The following is a 17,856-nucleotide window of genomic DNA, read 5'->3' on the forward strand; positions in this document are numbered from 1 at the left end:
CCATGCGTCTCATCAAACTGGTTCCCGACAATACCAACATCCGCTTCGTCGCGGTGCGGAAGGTCGCGTTCGCGGTCACGCTGGTCCTCAGCCTGCTGGCGGTCGGTCTGGTCTTTGCCCGCGGCCTCAACTTCGGCGTCGATTTCATGGGCGGCGTCGCGATCGAGGAGAAGTTCGCCGCGCCCCCCGCGATCGACAAGGTGCGCGCCACGATCGAGCGGCTGGGCGTGGGCGAACCCGCGATCCAGCAGTTCGGCGATCCCAAGCTGGTGTCGATCCGCCTGCCGGTGCCCGAGGGTGACTCGGGCGCGACCGACCGGCTGGTCGAACGGGTCAAGACCGCGCTCGCCACCGAATTTCCCGGCGCGACGTTCAGCAACTATTCGACCGTGTCGGGCAAGGTGTCCGACGAGCTGGTGACGAACGGCGTGCTGGCGGTGGTGCTGGCGATCGTCGGCATCGCGGTCTTTTCGTGGTTCCGCTACGAATGGCAGTTCGGCGTGTCGACGGCAGTCGCGATCATCCACGACGTGCTGATGACGCTCGGCTTCTTCGCGCTCACGCAGATGGCGTTCGACCTGACGATCGTCGCCGCCGTGCTGACCATCATCGGCTATTCGATCAACGACAAGATGGTGATCGACGACCGTATCCGCGAAAACATGCGCAAGTTCCGCAAGATGGAGATGCGCGAGCTGATCGATCTGTCGGTCAACGAAACGCTGCCGCGTACCGTCATGACCTCGCTCACCATCCTGCTCGCGCTGACCGCGCTGCTGGTGTTCGGCGGGCATGTGCTGCGTGGCTTCACCGCCGCGATGATCCTCGGCGTGATCGTCGGCACCTATTCGTCGATCTATGTATCGTCGTCGCTGCTGATTACGCTCGGCCTCAAGCCCGGCGCGCCGGTGGGCGAGGGCACGGTCAAGGAACCGGTCCCGACCAAGCCCGCCACCCGCCGGTGAAGATGGACCGCGTCCGGCAGGGTGACGGGCCGCTCGTCTCGGGGATCACGACGGGCGGTTTCCGGGTGGATGACGGCATCTACCCCGCACTGCTGCTGACGCCGAAACGTGCCGAGGGATGGGAGCCGCCGGCGTTCGAGGCACTCGACGTGGCGGCGCTGGCGGCGATCCTAGACATCCAGCCCGCGCCCGAATTCCTGTTGCTCGGTACGGGCGCGACGTTGCGCCAGCCGTCGCGCGCGTTCGTCCGCGCGCTCGATGCGCGGGGCCTGGGGATCGAGGCGATGGACAGCCGCGCCGCCGCCCGTGCGTGGGGCGTGCTGCGCGACGAGGGCCGCTGGATCGCGGCGGCGATCTACCCGCTGTAACGGTTTACCAGCGCGGTCAGGTGATCGCGCAGTTCGCGGGCGTTGCGTTCCCAGCTATAGGCATCGACGGTCGCCCCGGTCGCGACCGGATCGGCGGCCTGCGACAGCACGGCGGCGATGGCCTGCGCGAAGGCGGCTGAGTCGCGTGTGGCGATCCGGCCGGCGGCGCGGGTGGTGACGACCTCGCGCGCGGCGCCCGCATCGGGGATGACGATCGGCGTGCCCGACGCCAGCGCCTCGACCCACGCATTGGCGAGGCCCTCCGACGACGACGCCAGCGCCATCACATCGGCGGCGGCGAGCAGGTCGGGCAGATCGTCATGCGGCAGCGATCCGCACAGCCGCACCCGCGCCTCCAGCCTCAGTTCGGCGATGCGCGCGGCGAGCGCGGCCCGGTCCGGCCCGCCGCCGACGATCCACAGATGGACGCCGGGCAACGCCGCGACCGCATCGAGCACGATCCGGTGCCCCTTGCGCGCGATCAGCGCGCCGAGCGACACCACCAGCGGCGCGGCGATGCCCAGCCGCGCGCGGGCGACGGCGCGATCGACGCCGCCAAAGCGCGTCCGGTCGATGCCAGTGCGATGCACCCGCACCGGTCGATCGATTCCGGTCGCAAGGATGTCGTCGGCCATCGACCGCGATACCGCGAGCAGCCCGTCCGCCGCCTGTCCGGCGGCGCGAACCTGCGCTGCTGTGGCCGGCGCATGGCCCCAATGATGGATGTCGGCGCCGCGCGCCTTGATCGACACCGGCACGCCGAACGTCCGGCCGAGCCCGACGGCGGCGGGACCATCGGGGAAGAAGAATTGCGCATCGATCACGTCGAACGCGAAGGTTTCGCGAATCCGCCCCAGCAATGGTCGCAGGTTGCGGGCGAGCAGCGCGGCATGGAAACGCCCGCCAGTCAGTGGCAGGTTGACGAAGCGTGGTCGCTCGACGGCCAGACCCTTCCACGTTTCGGCGGCGGGCAGCGCGAGTAGCGTGCGATAATGGCTGGCGAGCGATACCGGAAACGGCGGCAGTCCGACGGGTGCGACGACGCGCACCTCGACATCAGGCAGCGCGGCCAGTCCCAACGTCTGACGCTCGACGAACACCCCGAAATTGGGGCGGGTCGCATCGGGGAACAGGGTGGCGAGGGTAAGGACGCGCAACATCGCCGGGGACGATAGCGCGAAAGGATGAAGCAATCGTCGCGAACCGGCCGGCATCCCGAAGGATACCGGCCGGCACCCGAATCAGCCTTCCAGCGTGTGGTCGAGCGTGATCTCTGCGTTCAGCAGCTTCGAGATCGGGCAACCGGCCTTCGCACCGGCGGCGATCTCCTCGAACTTCGCCGGTTCGATCCCCGGCACGTTCGCCTTCAGCGTCAGCGCCGACTTCGTCACCTTGAACCCGTCGCCATCCTTGTCGAGCGACACCTTGGCGGTCGTCTCCAGCGTGCCGTCGCTATAGCCGGCACCGGCGAGCGCGAAGCTCAGCGCCATGGTGAAGCAGCTCGCATGGGCGGCGGCGATCAGTTCCTCTGGGTTGGTGCCCTTGCCGTCCTCGAACCGGGTGTTGAAGCCATATTGCTGGTCGGCCAGCACACCCGACTGGGTGGAGACATGGCCTTTGCCGTCCTTGCCAAGACCTTCGTACCGGGCGGAAGCGCTGCGGATCATGCGGGGGAACCTTTGTCATGAAAAAGGGGCGGGCCCGTCGCCGGACCCGCCCTTCAGAATACGTCAGATCGTGGATGGTTCAACGGCAACGGCCACGGCTGCCGCCGCGTTCGATCTCGCGACCCGCCAGCGCGCCTGCGGCACCGCCGATCAGCGTGCCGAGCGTGCGGTCGCCGCGCGTGTCGACCGTGCGGCCGACCAGTGCGCCGGCGACGCCGCCGACGACCAGCCCGGTCGTGCCGTTCGGCTTGCGGCAATAACGGCGACCGTCACGACCGCGCCATTCGCGATAGCGCGAGCGGCGCTGCGCTTCGGCCTTCTGCGTGCCGATCGACGGCGTGTTGTCGGAAAAGGTCGCGCCGACCGGTGCCAGCAGCGAAGCCGCGGCGATCGCCATCAGGATATTACGCATGGAACAAGTCCTTTCATCAACATCAGTGCTGGATCGCTTAACGCAGCGATCCCCTGACAGTTTCATGAACGAAACGACAGGAAGAGATTGTCCGGCGACGAACCGAACCGGTCAGCACTTGCCGAGCATTTGCAATGTCTTCCAAACCTTTCGCGCAGATGTACGGAACGTCAGTCGAGCGGGTAGCGCGCGATCGGTTCATACCATGCGCCGTCATGGCCGAGATGGCTTTCGTACAGCGTGAACTGGTCGAACCGCTCGGGCGACAACGACAGGCTGGCGTGGCGGTGCAGGAAGCCGTCGACCGGACCGGTCGAGGCGTTCAGCCGGGCGATGGTGATATGCGGCAGATACGCCCGTCCCTCGGGGGGAAGGCCGAGCGTCGTCAGCACGCGATCGATCTTGCGGTGGAGCGCGCCGACCGTGTCGTGCGGCGTCACCCCGGCCCATAAAGCGCGCCCGGCATGGCGCTGCGCGAACTGGCCGACGCCGTCCAACGCCAGCATCGGCGCGGGGCCATGGACCGATTGCAACGCGGTGGCGATGTCCTCGGCGACCGGACGTTCGACCTTGCCGATGTAGCGCAGGGTCAGATGAAGCTGTGCATCGTCCTGCCAGCGTGCACCATCGACGCCGTCCATGATGGCGAGCAGCCGGTCGCGCATGGCGGGCGGCGGGCGGAGGGCGACGAACAGGCGGTGCATCGTGAAATCTCCCGGGTGCGTAACAAAGTGTTGCTTCCCGCGTTTGCCTTGAAATCGGCGCTACGCGGCGCGATATTTCCACCATCCGACATGGTTGTCGGCGATAGGAGCTACTCATGGCGAACTGGTCCGACCCCCGGACGACGGCCGCACCGATCACCCGTACGCGCACCCGTGACATGGCACGCGACGAAGGGCTGCGGTCCTATATGTTGTCGGTATATAATTACATGGCCTCCGGTGTGCTGTTGACCGGCATCGTCGCGCTGCTGTTCTCGTGGGGCGGAGCAAGCTCGCCTGCGGCGGCGGTGTTCCTGCAGCCGGGGCCGCTGAAATATCTCATCATGTTCTCGCCGCTGATCTTCGTGATGGTGATGAGCTTCGGAATCAACCGTCTGTCGACCACGGCGGCGCAGGGGCTGTTCTGGGCGTTTGCGGCGGTGATGGGTCTGTCGATGTCGACGATCTTTCTGCGCTACACCGGCGGGTCGATCGCGCTGACGTTCTTCTCGACTACCGCCGCGTTCCTCGCGCTCAGCCTGTACGGCTACACCACCAAGAAGGACCTGACCGGTTTCGGTACGTTCCTCATCATGGGTGTCGTCGGCCTGATCGTGGCCTCGCTGCTGAACCTGTTCTTCCAGTCGGGCATGCTCAGCCTCGTCATCAGCGGCGTCGGCGTGCTGCTGTTCGCCGGTCTGACCGCCTATGACACGCAGCGGATCAAGAACATGTATTATCAGGTCGCCGGCACCGACTTCGCGGGCAAGGCCGTGATCCTTGGCGCGCTGTCGCTGTACCTCGACTTCGTGAACATGTTTCAGTTCCTGCTGTCGTTCATGGGCGGCAACCGCGACTGATCCACATCAACCGACATGCCAAGGGGCCGGACGGGAGACTGTCCGGCCCTTTTTCATGCGCGGAACGCGCCGCTTCCGCCGTCGTTAGTGGCATGAAGGAGTGAGGGATGATGGATAGCGACAACAAGGCATTCGACGACAACGCGATGGATTCGCTCGCCGTCGCGCCCGATGGCAGCGAGCAGGACGCAGGCGTGCCCGCGCGCGGCGACGCCGGCGAGGATGCGACAATCAACGATCGTGTCGAGGACCAGCCGAACGATCACGACGCACGGCTGGACGAGGGGCTGGACGAGACGATGGATGCGTCGGATCCGGTATCGATCAGCCAGCCGTCGCATCTGGGCGGGCCGGCGCCATCGTCGGGCTACGACGCCGAGGCCGAGGCAAAGCGCGCGTCGCAGCAGGACTGAGCAGTTTCGGACCGATGAAAACGGCGTGTCGACTGGTGTCGGCGCGCCGTTTTCGGTATTTGCGGGATATGACGATGGCCCGGTCGATGCGTGGAATGATGCGGTGGTGCGCCGCGCTGCTGCTGGTGCTCGGCGGGATCGCGCCCGCGCAGGCGGCGGTGACGATCACCTTCTGGTCGCAGGAATTCGGCCAGAATTTCCCGCATGCCTTTTTCACGCTTGCCGGCACGCCCGACAGCGGCGGTCCGGCGATCTCCGAAAGCTATGGCTTCACCGCCAAGGCGCTGACCCCGGCGATATTGATGGGCACGGTCGGCGGGATGATCGACCGGCCGAAGCCGAAATATATCGCGGGCAGCAACGCGCATTTCTCGGTCGTGCTGAGCGATCCGCAATATGCCGCGATCCGCTCGCTGGTGGCCGAATGGGGGCCGGGCGGCGATTCGCACTATAACCTCAACCGCCGCAACTGCGTCCATTTCGTCGCGGAGGCGGCGCGCCGCGCCGGTCTGACCGTCGTCGAGGACAAGAAGCTGATGAAGAAGCCGCGGTCGTTCAGCCAGTCGCTCGAAGCGTCGAATGTCGGGCGGGTGACGGTGATCGAACTGCCGGCGAAGGACTATTACGCCTCGCTCGGTGCGCCGCCGGTCGTCGTCCCGGCCGGCTGACCGGTGCGACGCGCGCGGCGGGTGTACTTTCGCCGACGGGCGATTTTGGGCACATAGCGCGACAGGCGACGATGGAGGCGACGATGCGGTGGTGGATCATGGGCGCGGCGATGGCGGTCGCCGCTTGTAGTCAGGACCCGCAACCGGCCGCGACCAACACCGCTGAGGAAGTCGAACAACCCGCGCCGATCGCCTCGCCGACGCCCGAAGCGCTCACCGCCATCCCGACGCGCTTCGTCGGAAGCTGGGACAGCGATGCCGCATCGTGTCGCGCGGTCGCTCCGGGCGAGCAACGGCTGGCGATCGCCGCCGACACGCTGACGATCGCCGGCACCGACTATCCCGCCCGATCGATCACCGCCGCCGAGGCCGGCGCGGTCGATGTCGACGTGGTCGCCGACCGGTCGGGGATCACCGCGCAGCGCCGCTATCGGCTGGCGCTGGCGGAGGGCGGCGCGCTCGACCTGACCGGGGTCGATGGCAATGCCCGTCGCGTGCGCTGCGACGCGCCCGCCGGTGCCGAGGCCGCCGCGCGCAACGCGGTGGCGCTCAACCTCGCGCCCGACGGCATCCAGACGGTGGCCGGGGCCAGCAGCCGCCAGATCGGCTTCGGCACCCCCGCCGAGATCGTCCTGCGCGTCGCCGAGGCGGCGATGCAGGCGCTGCCCGAACGCTCGCGCAACGCCGATTGCGGCGAAGGGCCGCTCGACATCGCCAGCTATTCGCGCATCCGCCTGTATTTCCAGGACGGCCGGTTCGTTGGTTGGGCGGCGCGCGGGCGCGGGCTGACGACGATGGCCGGGGTCGGCATCGGATCGAAGCGTGCCGACGTCGAAGCGGTGATCGACGCACCGGTCGAGGATACCAGCCTTGGCCGCGAGTTCAGCAGCGGCGGCCTGTCGGGACTGTACGACGCGAAGGACAGCGTCAGCGAATTATGGGCGGGCAGCGTCTGCCTGGCCCGCTGATCGGCGCGGCGGGTGCCGCCGATGCCGTAGCGGTGGTGGCATTGTGGCAGGCCTGTGGGCTGACCCGGCCGTGGAACGATCCGCACACCGATTTCGACCGCGCGCTGATGGCCGGGAACGCGACGATCCTGCTCGCGCGGATCGATGCTGCGATCGTCGGCAGCGTCATGGTCGGGCAGGACGGCCATCGCGGTTGGGTCTATTATCTCGCGGTCGTGCCCGAGCGGCGGGGGCAGGGCATCGGCGGCATGCTGATGGCCGCTGCCGAGGCGTGGCTGATCGCGGCGGGCATTCCCAAGGTCCAGTTGATGGTGCGTGGCGGCAATGACGCGGCGCTTGGCTTCTATCGGAAACTGGGGCTGGAACGGCAGGATGTCGTCGTTCTGGGACGGTTCCTAACGGCTACTGATAGTCACTTGCAAAAGCGATAGGCCGCGCGTACCCGGTGCGAAACCGCTCAAGGAAATCGCATGTCCGCCTTCGTCGCCCTGCTCGTCGCAGCCGCCGCCACGTCCGATCCCGCCACCGTCGCCCCCGATCCGCAGCGTGGCGATGAGATCGTCGTCACCGGCGAGCGGACCGAGGGCAGCGACGAGTATGCGGTAAAGGCACAGACGACCGCGACCCGCCTGCCGCTCAGCCTGCGCGAGACGCCGCAATCGGTCAGCGTCGTGACCCGCGCGCAGATCGAGGATTTCCAGCTCAACGACGTCAACGCGCTGCTGGCGACGGTGCCCGGCGTGAACGTGCAGGCGCAGGAAACCGACCGCTTCTATTATTCGGCGCGCGGCTTCGACATCCAGACGTTCCAGATCGATGGCGTCGGCCTGCCGTTTCCGTTCCAGATCCAGAACGGATCGATCGATACCGCGCTGTACGACCGGATCGAGGTGGTGCGCGGCGCACCGGGGCTGTTGTCGTCGACCGGGAATCCGTCGGCGGTCATCAACTTCATCCGCAAGCGTCCGACCACGGATTTCGCGGCGAGCGCCAGCGTCCAATATGGCTCGTTCGACCATCTGCGGCTCGACGGCGACGTCAGCGTGCCGCTGACCGCCAACGGATCAGTCCGCGCCCGTGCGGTCGGATCGTATTTCGATACCGACAGCTATCTCGATCGCTACGGTCTGCGGCGCTGGACCGGCTATGGCACGATCGAGGCCGACCTCGGCCCCGATACCGTCGTCAACCTCGGCTATGGCCATCAGAACCACAAGAGCCGCGCGGCGATGTGGGGCGCGCTGCCGCTGTACTACAGCGACGGCAGCCGCATCGACTATGCGCGATCGGCCAACAGTTCGCCCGACTGGTCGAGCTTCGACGTGACCGACCGGCAGATCTTCGGCGACGTGACCCACCGCTTCGGCGACTGGACCGCGAAGCTGACCGTGCAGCGCCGCGCGATCGACGAGGACGACAGCCTGTTCTATGTCTATGGCGCGAATACCGCCAACGGCGTGAACAGCGCGCCCGACCGTGCGACCGGCCTCGGCATCGTCAGCTATCCCGGCCGGTTCCGCAGCGCCGCGCGCAACCTGCTGATCGATGCCAATATCGGCGGCACGGTGTCGCTGTTCGGGCGGGCGCATGACGTGATGTTCGGCGTGAACCGCTCGGCGCAGCGCTATACGCAGGATTCGGCCTATGACGGGGCGGCGATCGGCCTCTCGCTGCCGTTGTTCGGCGGGTTCGACGGGTCGTTCCCCTATCCGAACTTTCCCGCGTTCGACCGCAGCCTCGACACGCACAGCCGGCGCGAGACGGTGTACGGCCTCGTCCGCCTCAACCCGGCCGATGCGCTCAAGGTGATGGTCGGCGCCAACGCCACCCGCGCGTTCAGCGAGGGCGTGTCCTATGGCGCGCCGACCGACTACAACCGGTCGCGCTTCCTGCCGTTCGTCGGCGCGACCTACGACCTGACCGGCAGCATCAGCGCCTATGCGAGCTTCGCGACGATCTTCAACCCGCAGACGCAGGTCGATGCGCAGCGCCGCCTGCTCGACCCGATCGAGGGCGACAATCTGGAGGCCGGGCTGAAGGGCGAATGGCTCGCGGGCAAGCTGAACGCCAGCGTCGCGCTGTTCCAGGCGCGACAGAAGAATACGGCGGAGGCCGCCGGGTTCGACGCCACGGTCGGCCAGACGCTGTATCGCGGCGTCGACGCGACCTCGCAGGGCATTGAGCTGGAGATGAGCGGACAGCTCGCGCCCGGACTACAGGCGACCGGCGGTTTCACCGCGATGCGGATTCGCGGCACCGACGACCGGCCGGTGCGGACCTTCGTGCCGCGCACCACCGCGCGGCTCAACATCGTCTGGTCGCCGACGATGCTGCCCGACCTCAAGGTCGGCGCGTCGGGCCAGTATCAGGGCAGCATGTACCTCGAACCCGGTGTCACCGCGACGACCGGACAGCCGGTGCGCATCACGGAAGGGGGCTATGCGACGCTCGACCTGATGGCGCGCTATGACCTCACGCCGCGCGTGGCGCTTAGCGCCAATGTCCGCAACGTCAACAACGCGAAGGCGCTGACCGCGCTCAATTTCGATCAGGGATATTTCAACGCGCCGCGCACGGTGCTGGGCACGGTGCGGATCAGTTATTGATCCGGCGGGTGCGGCGCGGCGGCCCCCCAAAGACACGTCATCCCGGCGAAGGCCGGGATCCATGGTTCCGCAAACGCCGATGGGTTCGGTTCTGGCGGAACGGTGGATCCCGGCCTTCGCCGGGATGACGGTGTTGCTTTGGTCGCCGATCAGCCGACGAACGCGCGCTCGATCACATAGTCGCCGGGCTTGGCGTTCGATCCTTCCTCGAACCCCTGACCCTCCAGATAGACCGAGAAGTCGCGGATCATCTCGGTCGATCCGCACAGCATGATCCGGTCGGTCGCCGGGTCGAACGCCTGCGCCCCGCCGATCCGCGACGAGAACAGCGTGCCGTTGTCGACCAGCGCGTCGATGCGGCCGGTGGTGTGGAACGGCTCGCGCGTTACCGTGGGGACATAGGTGAACTGCTGCGCCGCCTGATCCTCGACCAGCGGATCGCCGGCAAGGTTCGCCTCCAGCGTGGTGCGGAAGGCGAGATCGCTGACCCGGCGGACCGAATGGACCACGACGATCGATTCATACATCTCGTACACGTCGGGGTCGCGGATCAGGCTGAGGAACGGGGCGAGGCCGGTGCCGGTCGACAGCATGAACAACCGGCTGCCGGGTTTCAGCGCATCGGTGACGAGCGTGCCGGTCGGCTTCTTGCCGAGGTAGATTTCGTCGCCCGGCACGATCTGTTGCAGCTTCGACGTCAGCGGGCCGTCCTGCACCTTGATCGACAGGAACTCCAGCTCCTCGGCATAGGCCGGGCTGGCGATCGAATAGGCGCGCAGCAGCGGCTTGCCGTTGTCGCCGGGCAGGCCGATCATCACGAATTCGCCCGAGCGGAAGCGGAAGCTCGCCGGCCGGGTGATGGTAAAGCTGAAGAGATGCTCGTTCCAGTGACGCACCGAACGCACGCGCTCGACGCTCAGCGCGTTGGTCGGTTCGAGGCCGTGGGTTACGGCGGTGCGGTCGCTCATCGATAATCCTTACGTCCTGACGCTGGAGCCCGGGGGAAGCCCGACCTGGCCGAGCATCGCCGCCGTGCGGGCCAGCGCGCAAAAAGTGGGTGCGATCGCCCGATCGGCGACCAGCAGCGAAAGCGTGGTCCGTGCCTTCGCATCGCGCCCCGTTACGAGATCGCGCGCCAAGGTCAAGAGAACCGATTCATCGTCGGTCACAAGCCCGCATTTACAGTTGATCTGGATCGGCACGCGGGCGTGGGTGGAAAGCTGCGTCATCCATGTGTCGAAATCGGCGAGCGCCTCCAGCGCGCCGGCCTGCGCGAAGCGCGCGGCAAGCATCGCCTGTGGGTGCTGACAGGCGGTTCGCGCCGCCACCCACAGGCGGATCGCGCGCACCAGAAAGCGGTCGCCGGGCGGCAGGGCGGCCAGCGGGCGGTCGATCAGATCGTACATGGAGCCTCGCTATTGATACTCATTCGCAAAGGCTATTGCCGGGACGCGGACTCGTCAAGGGCCGATCGACGCGGCATGGCGGCGCGCGGGGAGTCGGATCGGCGAGGCTTAAATAATATATTCAGCAATACGCCTCACCATCCTCGGCGACAGGGGAGGGCTACCATGAAATTCAAGGTTCGCGGCCGTATCAACCTTATCGGCGTCGTGGCGGCGCTGGGGCTGGTCGCGCTGCTGTGTATCAGTCTGTTCCGCCTTTCCGCGACGATGCACGACGATATTGAGCGCAGCACGCAGCAGGTCGTCGAAACCGCGCGCGCCGTGGTGGAACATTATCATGACGAGGAAGTCGCCGGGCGGATGAGCCGCGCCGATGCGCAAAAGGCCGCGCTTTCGACGCTCGGATCGCTGCGCTATGGCGACAAGGATTATTTCTGGGTCAACGACATGCACCCCCGCATGTTGATGCACCCGATCAAGCCGGAACTGAACGGCACCGACCTGACCAACAACCGCGATGCCTCCGGCAAGGCCCATTTCGTGCAGATGGCGCAGATCGTGCGCGACAAGGGTGCCGGTTTCCTCGAATATCAATGGACCAAGCCGGGTGAACCGGTGCCGCAGCCCAAATTGTCGTACGTCATGGGGTTCGCGCCATGGGGCTGGGTGATCGGATCGGGCGTCTATATCGACCGGATCGATGCGGCGGTGTGGCGTTCGGCGGCGATTCTCAGCGGGCTGGCTCTGATCGTGCTGGTGGCCGTCGGGCTGTTCTCGCAGGCGATCGGCCGGTCGATCTCCAAACCGGTCGAGGCGCTTGCCGCCCGGATGCGCGGGCTGGCGGTCGGCGATACCGATGCGGCGATCCCCGGCATCGGCCGGCACGACGAGATCGGCGAGATGTCCGACGCGCTGCAGGTGTTCCGCGACGCCGCGATCGTCGCGCGGGAGCGCGAGGCCGAGCAGCAGCAGGTCGTCGCCGAGGTCGGGCAGGGGCTCGACGCGCTGGCGAAGGGCGATCTGACCGCGCGGATCGATGCCGAATTCACCGGCGCGTTCGCCAAGATCCGCACCGATTTCAACCAGGCGATGGTCGCGGTCGGCGATGCGATGCAGGCGGTGTCGCATTCGGCGGGCAGCATCCGCACCGGCGCGACCGAGATCAGCGGCGCGTCCGACGACCTGTCGCGCCGCACCGAACACCAGGCGGCGTCGCTGGAGGAAACGGCGGCGGCGATGGACGAGATCACCATGACCGTCCGCCAGACCGCCGCCGGCGCGTTGCAGGCCAACGAGACGATGGCCGCCACCCGCGCCGATGCCGAGGCGGGCGGCAGGATCGTCCGCGACGCGGTGGAGGCGATGGGCCGGATCAAGCGGTCGTCCGACGAGATTTCGCAGATCATCTCGGTGATCGACGGGATCGCGTTCCAGACCAATCTGCTGGCGCTCAACGCCGGGGTAGAGGCGGCGCGGGCCGGCGACGCCGGGCGTGGCTTCGCCGTGGTCGCCTCCGAAGTCCGCGCGCTGGCGCAGCGTTCGGCCGATGCCGCGCGCGATGTGAAGGCCCGCATCCAGTCGAGCGGCACGCAGGTCGAAAGCGGCGTCGCGCTGGTCGGCGAAACCGGCCGCGCGCTCGACCGGATCGTCACCCGCGTCGTCGAGATCGGCGATCTGGTCGGCCGGATCGCGGCGGGCGCGGACCAGCAGGCGCTGGGGCTGCAACAGGTCAACACGGCGGTCAACGAGATGGATTCGGTGACGCAGCAGAATGCGGCGATGGTCGAGGAAAGCACCGCCGCCGCCCGCAGCCTCGCCGCCGAAGCCGAAGCGCTCGCCCGCCACGTCGCCCGCTTCCGGCTGGCGATGGAACCGGCGGTGGTCCAGATGGCCCCGCCCGTCCGGCGCTATCGATCGGCGGCGTGAGCCGGCATGAGGCGCCGGCTACGGGTGAATCTTTAGGCCCAGTCGATATTCACGACCGCATCGTCACCCCGGACTCGTTCCGGGGTCCACGGCGCAGCGATCGATGCAGACCGAAGAATGATCGACAGCGTACGCGGCCAGGTGGACCCCGGAACAAGTCCGGGGTGACGACGAAAGGCAGGATTTTCGATCAGGCGTCGCACTGGAATGGTCGAATGCCGATCCGCTAGAGGCACCCCGTATCGCCGTACACCACGAACATCGTGGCGACCTTGCCGGTGCGGTCCGTTTCCCAGTCGATGCGGACCCGGCTGCCGCAGAGGGGGCCGCCGAATTTGACCGAGGCGCTTTTCCGGTTCCGGTCGATCTGGAGTCCTTGCGTCTCGAGATAGGAGATCAGCGCGCGTTCCGGGTTTCCCCGCATCTGCCGGGCCTCGATCCGGTCGCGGATCATTGCTTCGCCTCGGCGATATGCCATTCCTTCGATACCGGCGAACAGCGGCGTCGAAGGAGGGCCGGATTGCTGACACCCGCCCGGAAGCACCAGCATCGACGCAAGAAGCCAGCGGTACATCCGGTTTGTCGCCATCATGCTGCCGGGCTACCATCGATCCCGGTTCTTTGGCAGGGTCGAGCGATCGCGGTCGCGACCTTGGGATTTTGACGCGCTCTGTCCGATGATAAAGGTGATCGATGACACTGACGATGTACGGCATCCCCAACTGCGATACGATCAAGAAGGCGCGGTCGTGGCTCGACGCGCACGGCGTCGCCTATCAATTCCACGACTATAAGAAGGCCGGCATCGACCGGGCGCTGCTCGAAACCTGGGTCGCGGCGCTCGGGTGGGAAGCGTTGCTCAACCGTAGCGGCACGACGTTCCGCAAGCTGCCCGAAGCCGCGCGTGCCGATCTCGATGCCGCGCGCGCGATCGAACTGATGCTCGACCAGCCGTCGATGATCCGTCGTCCGGTGCTGCTCGACGGGGCGGGGATCGAGATCGGGTTCAAGGCCGATCGCTATGCGGCGCGGTTCGCCGCCTGATTCAAAAGAGCGATTGGCCGGCGCCGACGGACCCGTTACGCTCCCGCATCGAATCATGCTTTGGGGGAAGCATATGCCGTCAGCGATCGGTCGACGTACGCCACCTTGGTTCCGGTTCGTCGGGCTGTTGCTGGTCCTGTGGGGCCTTGCCGGGATTTTCGCCTTCTACAGCCATGCGATGATGAGCGACGCGGCGCTGGCGGCGCTGCCCGATTATGACCGGCGGATGTATCTGGTGCGGCCGGGCTGGTTCGACTGGATTTATGCCGCCGCGACCTGGGGCGGGCTGATCGGCGCGCTGCTGCTCCTCGCGCGGCGGCGGCAGGCGGCGGCGGCGTTCGCGGTGTCGCTGCTGGCGGTGGCGGTGCAGTTCGCGTGGGTGTTCGCCGCGACCGATCTGATCGCGGTCAAGGGGGCCGGAGCCACCCTGCCGTTTCCACTGGTGATCTTCGCCATCGCGCTCGCCCAACTGGCGCTGGCGCGGCATGGCATCGTGCGCGGGTGGCTTCGCTGATCGCGCTCCGCTAAAGCGCGGGCATGTCCACGACCTTCACCATCGACACCGCCACCAGCCGCGCGACGCCCACCCCGGTGCCCGCCAAACGGCTGACCATCCCCGCGATCCGCGCCGCCAAGGGCAAGACCCCGCTGGTGATGCTGACCGCCTATACCGTGCGGATGGCGCAGTTGATGGATGCGCAATGCGACATGCTGCTGGTCGGCGACAGTCTGGGGCAGGTGATCTATGGCCTGCCCTCCACGGTGCCGGTCACGCTCGACATGATGGCGGCGCATGGCGCGGCGGTGGTGCGCGGCAGCTATCACGCGCTGGTCGTCATCGACATGCCGTTCGGCAGCTACGAAGCCAGCCCCGCCCAAGCGTTCGAAAGCGCGGCGATGCTCTTGAAGGCGACCGGCGCGGCGGCGGTGAAGCTGGAGGGCGGCACGGCGATGGCCGAGACGGTCGCGTTCCTGTCGCAGCGGGGTATCCCCGTCATGGGCCATGTCGGCCTGACCCCGCAGGCGGTGAACCAGCTCGGCGGCTATGGCGCGCGCGGCCGCAGCCCCGAAGAGGCCGCCAAGATCGTCGCCGACGCGACGGCGGTCGCCGAGGCCGGCGCGTTCGCGGTGGTGATCGAAGGCGTGGTCGAACCGATCGCCATCGACATCACCAATCGCATCGCCTGTCCCACCATCGGCATCGGCGCATCGGCCCAATGCGACGGGCAGGTGCTGGTGGCCGAGGACATGCTGGGCCTGTTCGAGCGGACGCCGCGTTTCGTGAAGACCTATGGCGATATTGCCGGCCGTATTTCCGCCGCGGTCGATGCCTATGCCGGCGATGTCCGGTCGCGGGCCTTTCCCGGCGCGGCGCAGCTCTATCCGCCCAAGGGTTGAGAGGTTTTTTGAAAACGCGCCGAAGCGCGTTTCGCGGCACCGGCCCGCTCCCCCATCCGGCCACCCATCAAGGATACGCTGTGGGTGGCCGGGTGGGGGAGCGGGCCGGTGCCGTCCGGAAACTTGCGCCTTCGCAAGTTTTCAAACAACTTCCCCCGCGACCAACCGCTTTCGTTTCGGCCGGGCGTCGGTTAAAGGAGCCCGCTTGACTGAACCCCCGGAGCTTTCCCCTTGGCGCTGACCCCGCAGAACAACGACGCCTTCATTCGCGAAGTGGACGACGAACTGCGTCGCGAGCAGATGTCGCATATCGGCCGGCGCTATGGTCTGTGGATCATCGGTGCGGTCCTGCTGGCGCTCGTCGCGTTCGGCGGCTGGACGTGGTGGCAGCATCACCGCAACACGGTGGCGGGCGAACAGGGCGAAAAGCTGGCGGTCGCGCTCGATGATGTCGCGGCGGGCCGCAGCGCGCAGGCGACGGCGGCGGTACAGGCGCTGACCACGTCGGATCGGGATGCGGTGCGCGCCACCGCGCTGCTGACGCAGGCCGACCTCCTGCTCGGCAAGGACGATCGCAAGGGCGCTGCCGCCGCCTTCGCCAAGGTCGCCGCCGACGACTCGCTGGCGCAGCCGTTCCGCGATCTCGCGCTGGTCCGCCAGACCGCGGTCGAATATGACGGCCTTGCGCCGCAGGCGGTGATCGACCGGCTGCGCGGCCTGGCCGACAAGGATAGCCCGTGGCTTGGCAGCGCGGGCGAGATGGTGGCGATCGCCTATCTTCGCCTCGACAAGCCGCAGCAGGCCGGGCAGACCTATCGCCTGATCGCGCAGACCGAAAGCGTGCCCGAAACCATCCGTGCCCGCGCGGTGCAGATGGCCGGGTCGCTCGGCGTCGATGCTGCTCCCACGCCCGCTGCGGCGCGCTGATCCTTCCTTTTGAACGCGGATACCGTTTCCATGAAGAAGCACCTGAAACTTTCGGCAGCGGTCGCCGCGCTCGCGCTGCTCGGTGGATGCGGCGTGTTCAAGGGCGGCGGCGGCCCCAAGACGCCGATCGTCGGCCAGCGCGTGCCGATCCTCGCGTCGGAGGAACTGGCGGTCGCCGATCCCACGCTCGCCGAGTTGCAGGTTGTCCTGCCGCTCGCCACCACCAACGCGAGCTGGGCGCAGCCCGGCGGCAGCGCGTCGAAGTCGATGGGCCATCTGGCGCTGGGCGATACGCTGCGCCAGGCGTGGTCGGCGCGCATCGCCGGTGGCAACACCCGCACGCGCCTCGCCGCCGCCCCGGTGGTCGATAACGGCAAGCTGTACGTGATCGATGTCGAGGGCGTCGTCACCGCGATGGCGGCCGACACCGGTGCGCAGCTCTGGACCGCGCCGACCGTCAAGGGTGACGAGAACCCGCGCGCCCGCTTCGGCGGCGGCGTCAGCGCCGAGGGCGAGCGCGTGTTCGCCAGCGATGGCCTCGGCGATGTGGTCGCGTTCAACGCCGCCGACGGCAAGGAAGTGTGGCGCGCCAAGCCCGGCGGTCCGCTGCGTGGCGCGCCGACGCTGGCCAATGCGCAGGTCTATGTCGTCAGCCAGGACAACCAGCTTTTCGCGCTCGACCAGGCCGACGGCAAGGTCGTGTGGACCCAGTCGGGCAGCCTTGAAGCGCAGGGCGTGTTCGGCGTCGCCGCGCCGGCATCGGCGCAGGGCACGGTGGTCGCCGGTTTCTCGTCGGGCGAACTGAACGCCTATCGCTACGAAAACGGCCGTTCGGTCTGGGCCGACAGCCTGTCGCGCACCTCGGCGTCGACCTCGGTGTCGGCGCTGGCCGACATCGATGCCGAACCGGTGATCGACAACGGCCGGGTCTATGCGGTCGGGCAGGGCGGGCGCATGGTCGCGCTTGAACTCACTTCGGGCCAGCGGCTGTGGGAACAGAATCTGGCGGGCATCTCGACGCCATGGGTCGCGGGCGAATGGATCTTCGTCGTCACCGACGATGCGCGCCTGCTGTGCATTTCGCGCGGCAGCGGCAAGCTGCGCTGGGTCCAGCAACTGCCGGGCTTCCGCAACGTGAAGAAGCGCAAGGGACCCATCGGCTGGGTCGGCCCGATCCTCGCGGGCAACCGCCTGCTCCTCGTCAATACCGAAGGGCAGTTGGTGTCCGCCTCGACCGCCGACGGCAGCATCACGACGACGCAGGAAACCCGGTCGAAGGCGGGCTATACCCTGTCGCCGATCGTCGCCAACGGCATGCTGTACCTGCTCGACGACGCGGGGCAGCTCACCGCCTGGAAGTAATTCCGACCCTCTTCCCCAACCGTCATTCCGGCGAAGGCCGGAATCCATTGTGTCGGGTGGTATCGATCATGCGATGCCGTCACCCCATCCATGGATTCCGGCTTTCGCCGGAATGACGGTTTCGGGACACCCCCTCGACCCACCGGCCCATACGCCCTACAC

Annotated in this window: 21 protein-coding genes; 14 read left to right on the plus strand and 7 right to left on the minus strand. The window is 67.3% G+C overall.

Annotation, left to right across the window (positions count from 1 at the left end):
- Window positions 1–2: 2 nt before the first annotated feature.
- Entirely contained in the window at window positions 3–965 is a 963-nt protein-coding gene (gene secF / locus LRA89_RS02895) for a protein translocase subunit SecF (RefSeq protein WP_230768951.1), read from the plus strand.
- Between the two features lie 2 nt (window positions 966–967).
- The gene (locus LRA89_RS02900; protein WP_055755516.1) at window positions 968–1,333 is read left to right on the plus strand and encodes an Mth938-like domain-containing protein; all 366 of its coding nucleotides are present in this window, start codon (window positions 968–970) and stop codon (window positions 1,331–1,333) included.
- Here LRA89_RS02900 and LRA89_RS02905 read toward each other — a convergent pair.
- The 4 genes from LRA89_RS02905 to thpR all read right to left on the minus strand — a co-directional run bounded on the left by LRA89_RS02905 (window position 1,321) and on the right by thpR (window position 4,116).
- A complete protein-coding gene (locus LRA89_RS02905; protein WP_230768952.1) occupies window positions 1,321–2,493 on the minus strand; it encodes a glycosyltransferase in 1,173 nt (390 codons plus the stop codon). The two genes, LRA89_RS02900 and LRA89_RS02905, sit on opposite strands and share 13 nt — an antisense overlap.
- Window positions 2,494–2,574: 81 nt before the next feature.
- Window positions 2,575–3,000, minus strand: a complete 426-nt coding sequence (locus LRA89_RS02910) for an OsmC family protein (RefSeq protein WP_230768953.1) — start codon at window positions 2,998–3,000, stop codon at window positions 2,575–2,577.
- A 79-nt stretch (window positions 3,001–3,079) separates the two neighbouring features.
- Window positions 3,080–3,412 carry a glycine zipper 2TM domain-containing protein gene (locus LRA89_RS02915; protein ID WP_200909688.1) on the minus strand — a complete coding sequence of 111 codons (333 nt, stop codon included), beginning with the start codon at window positions 3,410–3,412 and terminating at the stop codon, window positions 3,080–3,082.
- 170 nt (window positions 3,413–3,582) lie between these two features.
- On the minus strand, window positions 3,583–4,116 hold the full coding sequence (gene thpR / locus LRA89_RS02920) for an RNA 2',3'-cyclic phosphodiesterase (protein ID WP_230768954.1): 534 nt from the start codon (window positions 4,114–4,116) through the stop codon (window positions 3,583–3,585).
- Between the two features lie 116 nt (window positions 4,117–4,232).
- Here thpR and LRA89_RS02925 point away from each other — a divergent pair, with 116 nt between their 5' ends.
- The 6 genes from LRA89_RS02925 to LRA89_RS02950 all read left to right on the plus strand — a co-directional run bounded on the left by LRA89_RS02925 (window position 4,233) and on the right by LRA89_RS02950 (window position 9,631).
- Window positions 4,233–4,976 carry a Bax inhibitor-1/YccA family protein gene (locus tag LRA89_RS02925; protein ID WP_055755520.1) on the plus strand — a complete coding sequence of 248 codons (744 nt, stop codon included), beginning with the start codon at window positions 4,233–4,235 and terminating at the stop codon, window positions 4,974–4,976.
- Between the two features lie 107 nt (window positions 4,977–5,083).
- Complete coding sequence (locus LRA89_RS02930; protein WP_230768955.1) at window positions 5,084–5,389, plus strand: hypothetical protein; 306 nt, start codon at window positions 5,084–5,086, stop codon at window positions 5,387–5,389.
- 86 nt (window positions 5,390–5,475) lie between these two features.
- Window positions 5,476–6,057: a hypothetical protein gene (locus tag LRA89_RS02935; RefSeq protein WP_230768956.1), complete on the plus strand. Its 582-nt coding sequence runs from the start codon at window positions 5,476–5,478 to the stop codon at window positions 6,055–6,057.
- Between the two features lie 83 nt (window positions 6,058–6,140).
- Window positions 6,141–7,025 (plus strand): hypothetical protein, encoded by an 885-nt coding sequence (locus tag LRA89_RS02940; protein WP_230768957.1) that lies wholly within the window; start codon window positions 6,141–6,143, stop codon window positions 7,023–7,025.
- A complete protein-coding gene (locus LRA89_RS02945; protein WP_230768958.1) occupies window positions 6,995–7,456 on the plus strand; it encodes a GNAT family acetyltransferase in 462 nt (153 codons plus the stop codon). Before LRA89_RS02940 ends, LRA89_RS02945 begins: the two co-directional genes overlap by 31 nt.
- 39 nt (window positions 7,457–7,495) lie before the next feature.
- On the plus strand, window positions 7,496–9,631 hold the full coding sequence (locus LRA89_RS02950) for a TonB-dependent siderophore receptor (RefSeq protein ID WP_230768959.1): 2,136 nt from the start codon (window positions 7,496–7,498) through the stop codon (window positions 9,629–9,631).
- Between the two features lie 149 nt (window positions 9,632–9,780).
- On the opposite strand, the gene LRA89_RS02955 is transcribed toward LRA89_RS02950, so the two are convergent.
- On the minus strand, window positions 9,781–10,599 hold the full coding sequence (locus LRA89_RS02955) for a ferredoxin--NADP reductase (protein ID WP_055755524.1): 819 nt from the start codon (window positions 10,597–10,599) through the stop codon (window positions 9,781–9,783).
- A 9-nt stretch (window positions 10,600–10,608) separates the two neighbouring features.
- A complete protein-coding gene (locus LRA89_RS02960; RefSeq protein WP_055755525.1) occupies window positions 10,609–11,037 on the minus strand; it encodes a hypothetical protein in 429 nt (142 codons plus the stop codon).
- A gap of 165 nt (window positions 11,038–11,202) precedes the next feature.
- Between LRA89_RS02960 and LRA89_RS02965 the strand changes: the two genes are divergently transcribed.
- Window positions 11,203–12,963, plus strand: a complete 1,761-nt coding sequence (locus LRA89_RS02965; protein WP_055755526.1) for a methyl-accepting chemotaxis protein — start codon at window positions 11,203–11,205, stop codon at window positions 12,961–12,963.
- Between the two features lie 226 nt (window positions 12,964–13,189).
- On the opposite strand, the gene LRA89_RS02970 is transcribed toward LRA89_RS02965, so the two are convergent.
- The gene (locus LRA89_RS02970; RefSeq protein WP_230768960.1) at window positions 13,190–13,537 is read right to left on the minus strand and encodes a hypothetical protein; all 348 of its coding nucleotides are present in this window, start codon (window positions 13,535–13,537) and stop codon (window positions 13,190–13,192) included.
- A gap of 119 nt (window positions 13,538–13,656) precedes the next feature.
- Between LRA89_RS02970 and LRA89_RS02975 the strand changes: the two genes are divergently transcribed.
- The 5 genes from LRA89_RS02975 to LRA89_RS02995 all read left to right on the plus strand — a co-directional run bounded on the left by LRA89_RS02975 (window position 13,657) and on the right by LRA89_RS02995 (window position 17,694).
- Window positions 13,657–14,007 carry an ArsC family reductase gene (locus LRA89_RS02975; RefSeq protein WP_230768961.1) on the plus strand — a complete coding sequence of 117 codons (351 nt, stop codon included), beginning with the start codon at window positions 13,657–13,659 and terminating at the stop codon, window positions 14,005–14,007.
- A 73-nt stretch (window positions 14,008–14,080) separates the two neighbouring features.
- A complete protein-coding gene (locus LRA89_RS02980; protein ID WP_055755529.1) occupies window positions 14,081–14,521 on the plus strand; it encodes a hypothetical protein in 441 nt (146 codons plus the stop codon).
- Between the two features lie 23 nt (window positions 14,522–14,544).
- The gene (gene panB, locus LRA89_RS02985) at window positions 14,545–15,405 is read left to right on the plus strand and encodes a 3-methyl-2-oxobutanoate hydroxymethyltransferase (RefSeq protein WP_230768962.1); all 861 of its coding nucleotides are present in this window, start codon (window positions 14,545–14,547) and stop codon (window positions 15,403–15,405) included.
- 231 nt (window positions 15,406–15,636) lie between these two features.
- On the plus strand, window positions 15,637–16,332 hold the full coding sequence (locus LRA89_RS02990; RefSeq protein WP_055755531.1) for a tetratricopeptide repeat protein: 696 nt from the start codon (window positions 15,637–15,639) through the stop codon (window positions 16,330–16,332).
- Between the two features lie 30 nt (window positions 16,333–16,362).
- Window positions 16,363–17,694, plus strand: a complete 1,332-nt coding sequence (locus LRA89_RS02995; RefSeq protein WP_230768963.1) for an outer membrane protein assembly factor BamB family protein — start codon at window positions 16,363–16,365, stop codon at window positions 17,692–17,694.
- The last annotated feature ends 162 nt before the right edge of the window (window positions 17,695–17,856 follow it).

The sequence above is a fragment of the Sphingomonas sp. Leaf4 genome (assembly GCF_920939515.1).
In the GTDB taxonomy this organism is placed as follows: domain Bacteria; phylum Pseudomonadota; class Alphaproteobacteria; order Sphingomonadales; family Sphingomonadaceae; genus Sphingomonas.

What these genes read in the sequence shown, in the direction of transcription:
- secF (WP_230768951.1), top strand. Translation starts at nt 3, where the DNA reads ATGCGTCTCATCAAACTGGTTCCCGACAATACCAACATCCGCTTCGTC.
- LRA89_RS02900 (WP_055755516.1), top strand. Translation starts at nt 968, where the DNA reads ATGGACCGCGTCCGGCAGGGTGACGGGCCGCTCGTCTCGGGGATCACG.
- LRA89_RS02905 (WP_230768952.1), bottom strand. Translation starts at nt 2,493, where the DNA reads ATGTTGCGCGTCCTTACCCTCGCCACCCTGTTCCCCGATGCGACCCGC.
- LRA89_RS02910 (WP_230768953.1), bottom strand. Translation starts at nt 3,000, where the DNA reads ATGATCCGCAGCGCTTCCGCCCGGTACGAAGGTCTTGGCAAGGACGGC.
- LRA89_RS02915 (WP_200909688.1), bottom strand. Translation starts at nt 3,412, where the DNA reads ATGCGTAATATCCTGATGGCGATCGCCGCGGCTTCGCTGCTGGCACCG.
- thpR (WP_230768954.1), bottom strand. Translation starts at nt 4,116, where the DNA reads ATGCACCGCCTGTTCGTCGCCCTCCGCCCGCCGCCCGCCATGCGCGAC.
- LRA89_RS02925 (WP_055755520.1), top strand. Translation starts at nt 4,233, where the DNA reads ATGGCGAACTGGTCCGACCCCCGGACGACGGCCGCACCGATCACCCGT.
- LRA89_RS02930 (WP_230768955.1), top strand. Translation starts at nt 5,084, where the DNA reads ATGATGGATAGCGACAACAAGGCATTCGACGACAACGCGATGGATTCG.
- LRA89_RS02935 (WP_230768956.1), top strand. Translation starts at nt 5,476, where the DNA reads ATGCGTGGAATGATGCGGTGGTGCGCCGCGCTGCTGCTGGTGCTCGGC.
- LRA89_RS02940 (WP_230768957.1), top strand. Translation starts at nt 6,141, where the DNA reads ATGCGGTGGTGGATCATGGGCGCGGCGATGGCGGTCGCCGCTTGTAGT.
- LRA89_RS02945 (WP_230768958.1), top strand. Translation starts at nt 6,995, where the DNA reads ATGGGCGGGCAGCGTCTGCCTGGCCCGCTGATCGGCGCGGCGGGTGCC.
- LRA89_RS02950 (WP_230768959.1), top strand. Translation starts at nt 7,496, where the DNA reads ATGTCCGCCTTCGTCGCCCTGCTCGTCGCAGCCGCCGCCACGTCCGAT.
- LRA89_RS02955 (WP_055755524.1), bottom strand. Translation starts at nt 10,599, where the DNA reads ATGAGCGACCGCACCGCCGTAACCCACGGCCTCGAACCGACCAACGCG.
- LRA89_RS02960 (WP_055755525.1), bottom strand. Translation starts at nt 11,037, where the DNA reads ATGTACGATCTGATCGACCGCCCGCTGGCCGCCCTGCCGCCCGGCGAC.
- LRA89_RS02965 (WP_055755526.1), top strand. Translation starts at nt 11,203, where the DNA reads ATGAAATTCAAGGTTCGCGGCCGTATCAACCTTATCGGCGTCGTGGCG.
- LRA89_RS02970 (WP_230768960.1), bottom strand. Translation starts at nt 13,537, where the DNA reads ATGTACCGCTGGCTTCTTGCGTCGATGCTGGTGCTTCCGGGCGGGTGT.
- LRA89_RS02975 (WP_230768961.1), top strand. Translation starts at nt 13,657, where the DNA reads ATGACACTGACGATGTACGGCATCCCCAACTGCGATACGATCAAGAAG.
- LRA89_RS02980 (WP_055755529.1), top strand. Translation starts at nt 14,081, where the DNA reads ATGCCGTCAGCGATCGGTCGACGTACGCCACCTTGGTTCCGGTTCGTC.
- panB (WP_230768962.1), top strand. Translation starts at nt 14,545, where the DNA reads ATGTCCACGACCTTCACCATCGACACCGCCACCAGCCGCGCGACGCCC.
- LRA89_RS02995 (WP_230768963.1), top strand. Translation starts at nt 16,363, where the DNA reads ATGAAGAAGCACCTGAAACTTTCGGCAGCGGTCGCCGCGCTCGCGCTG.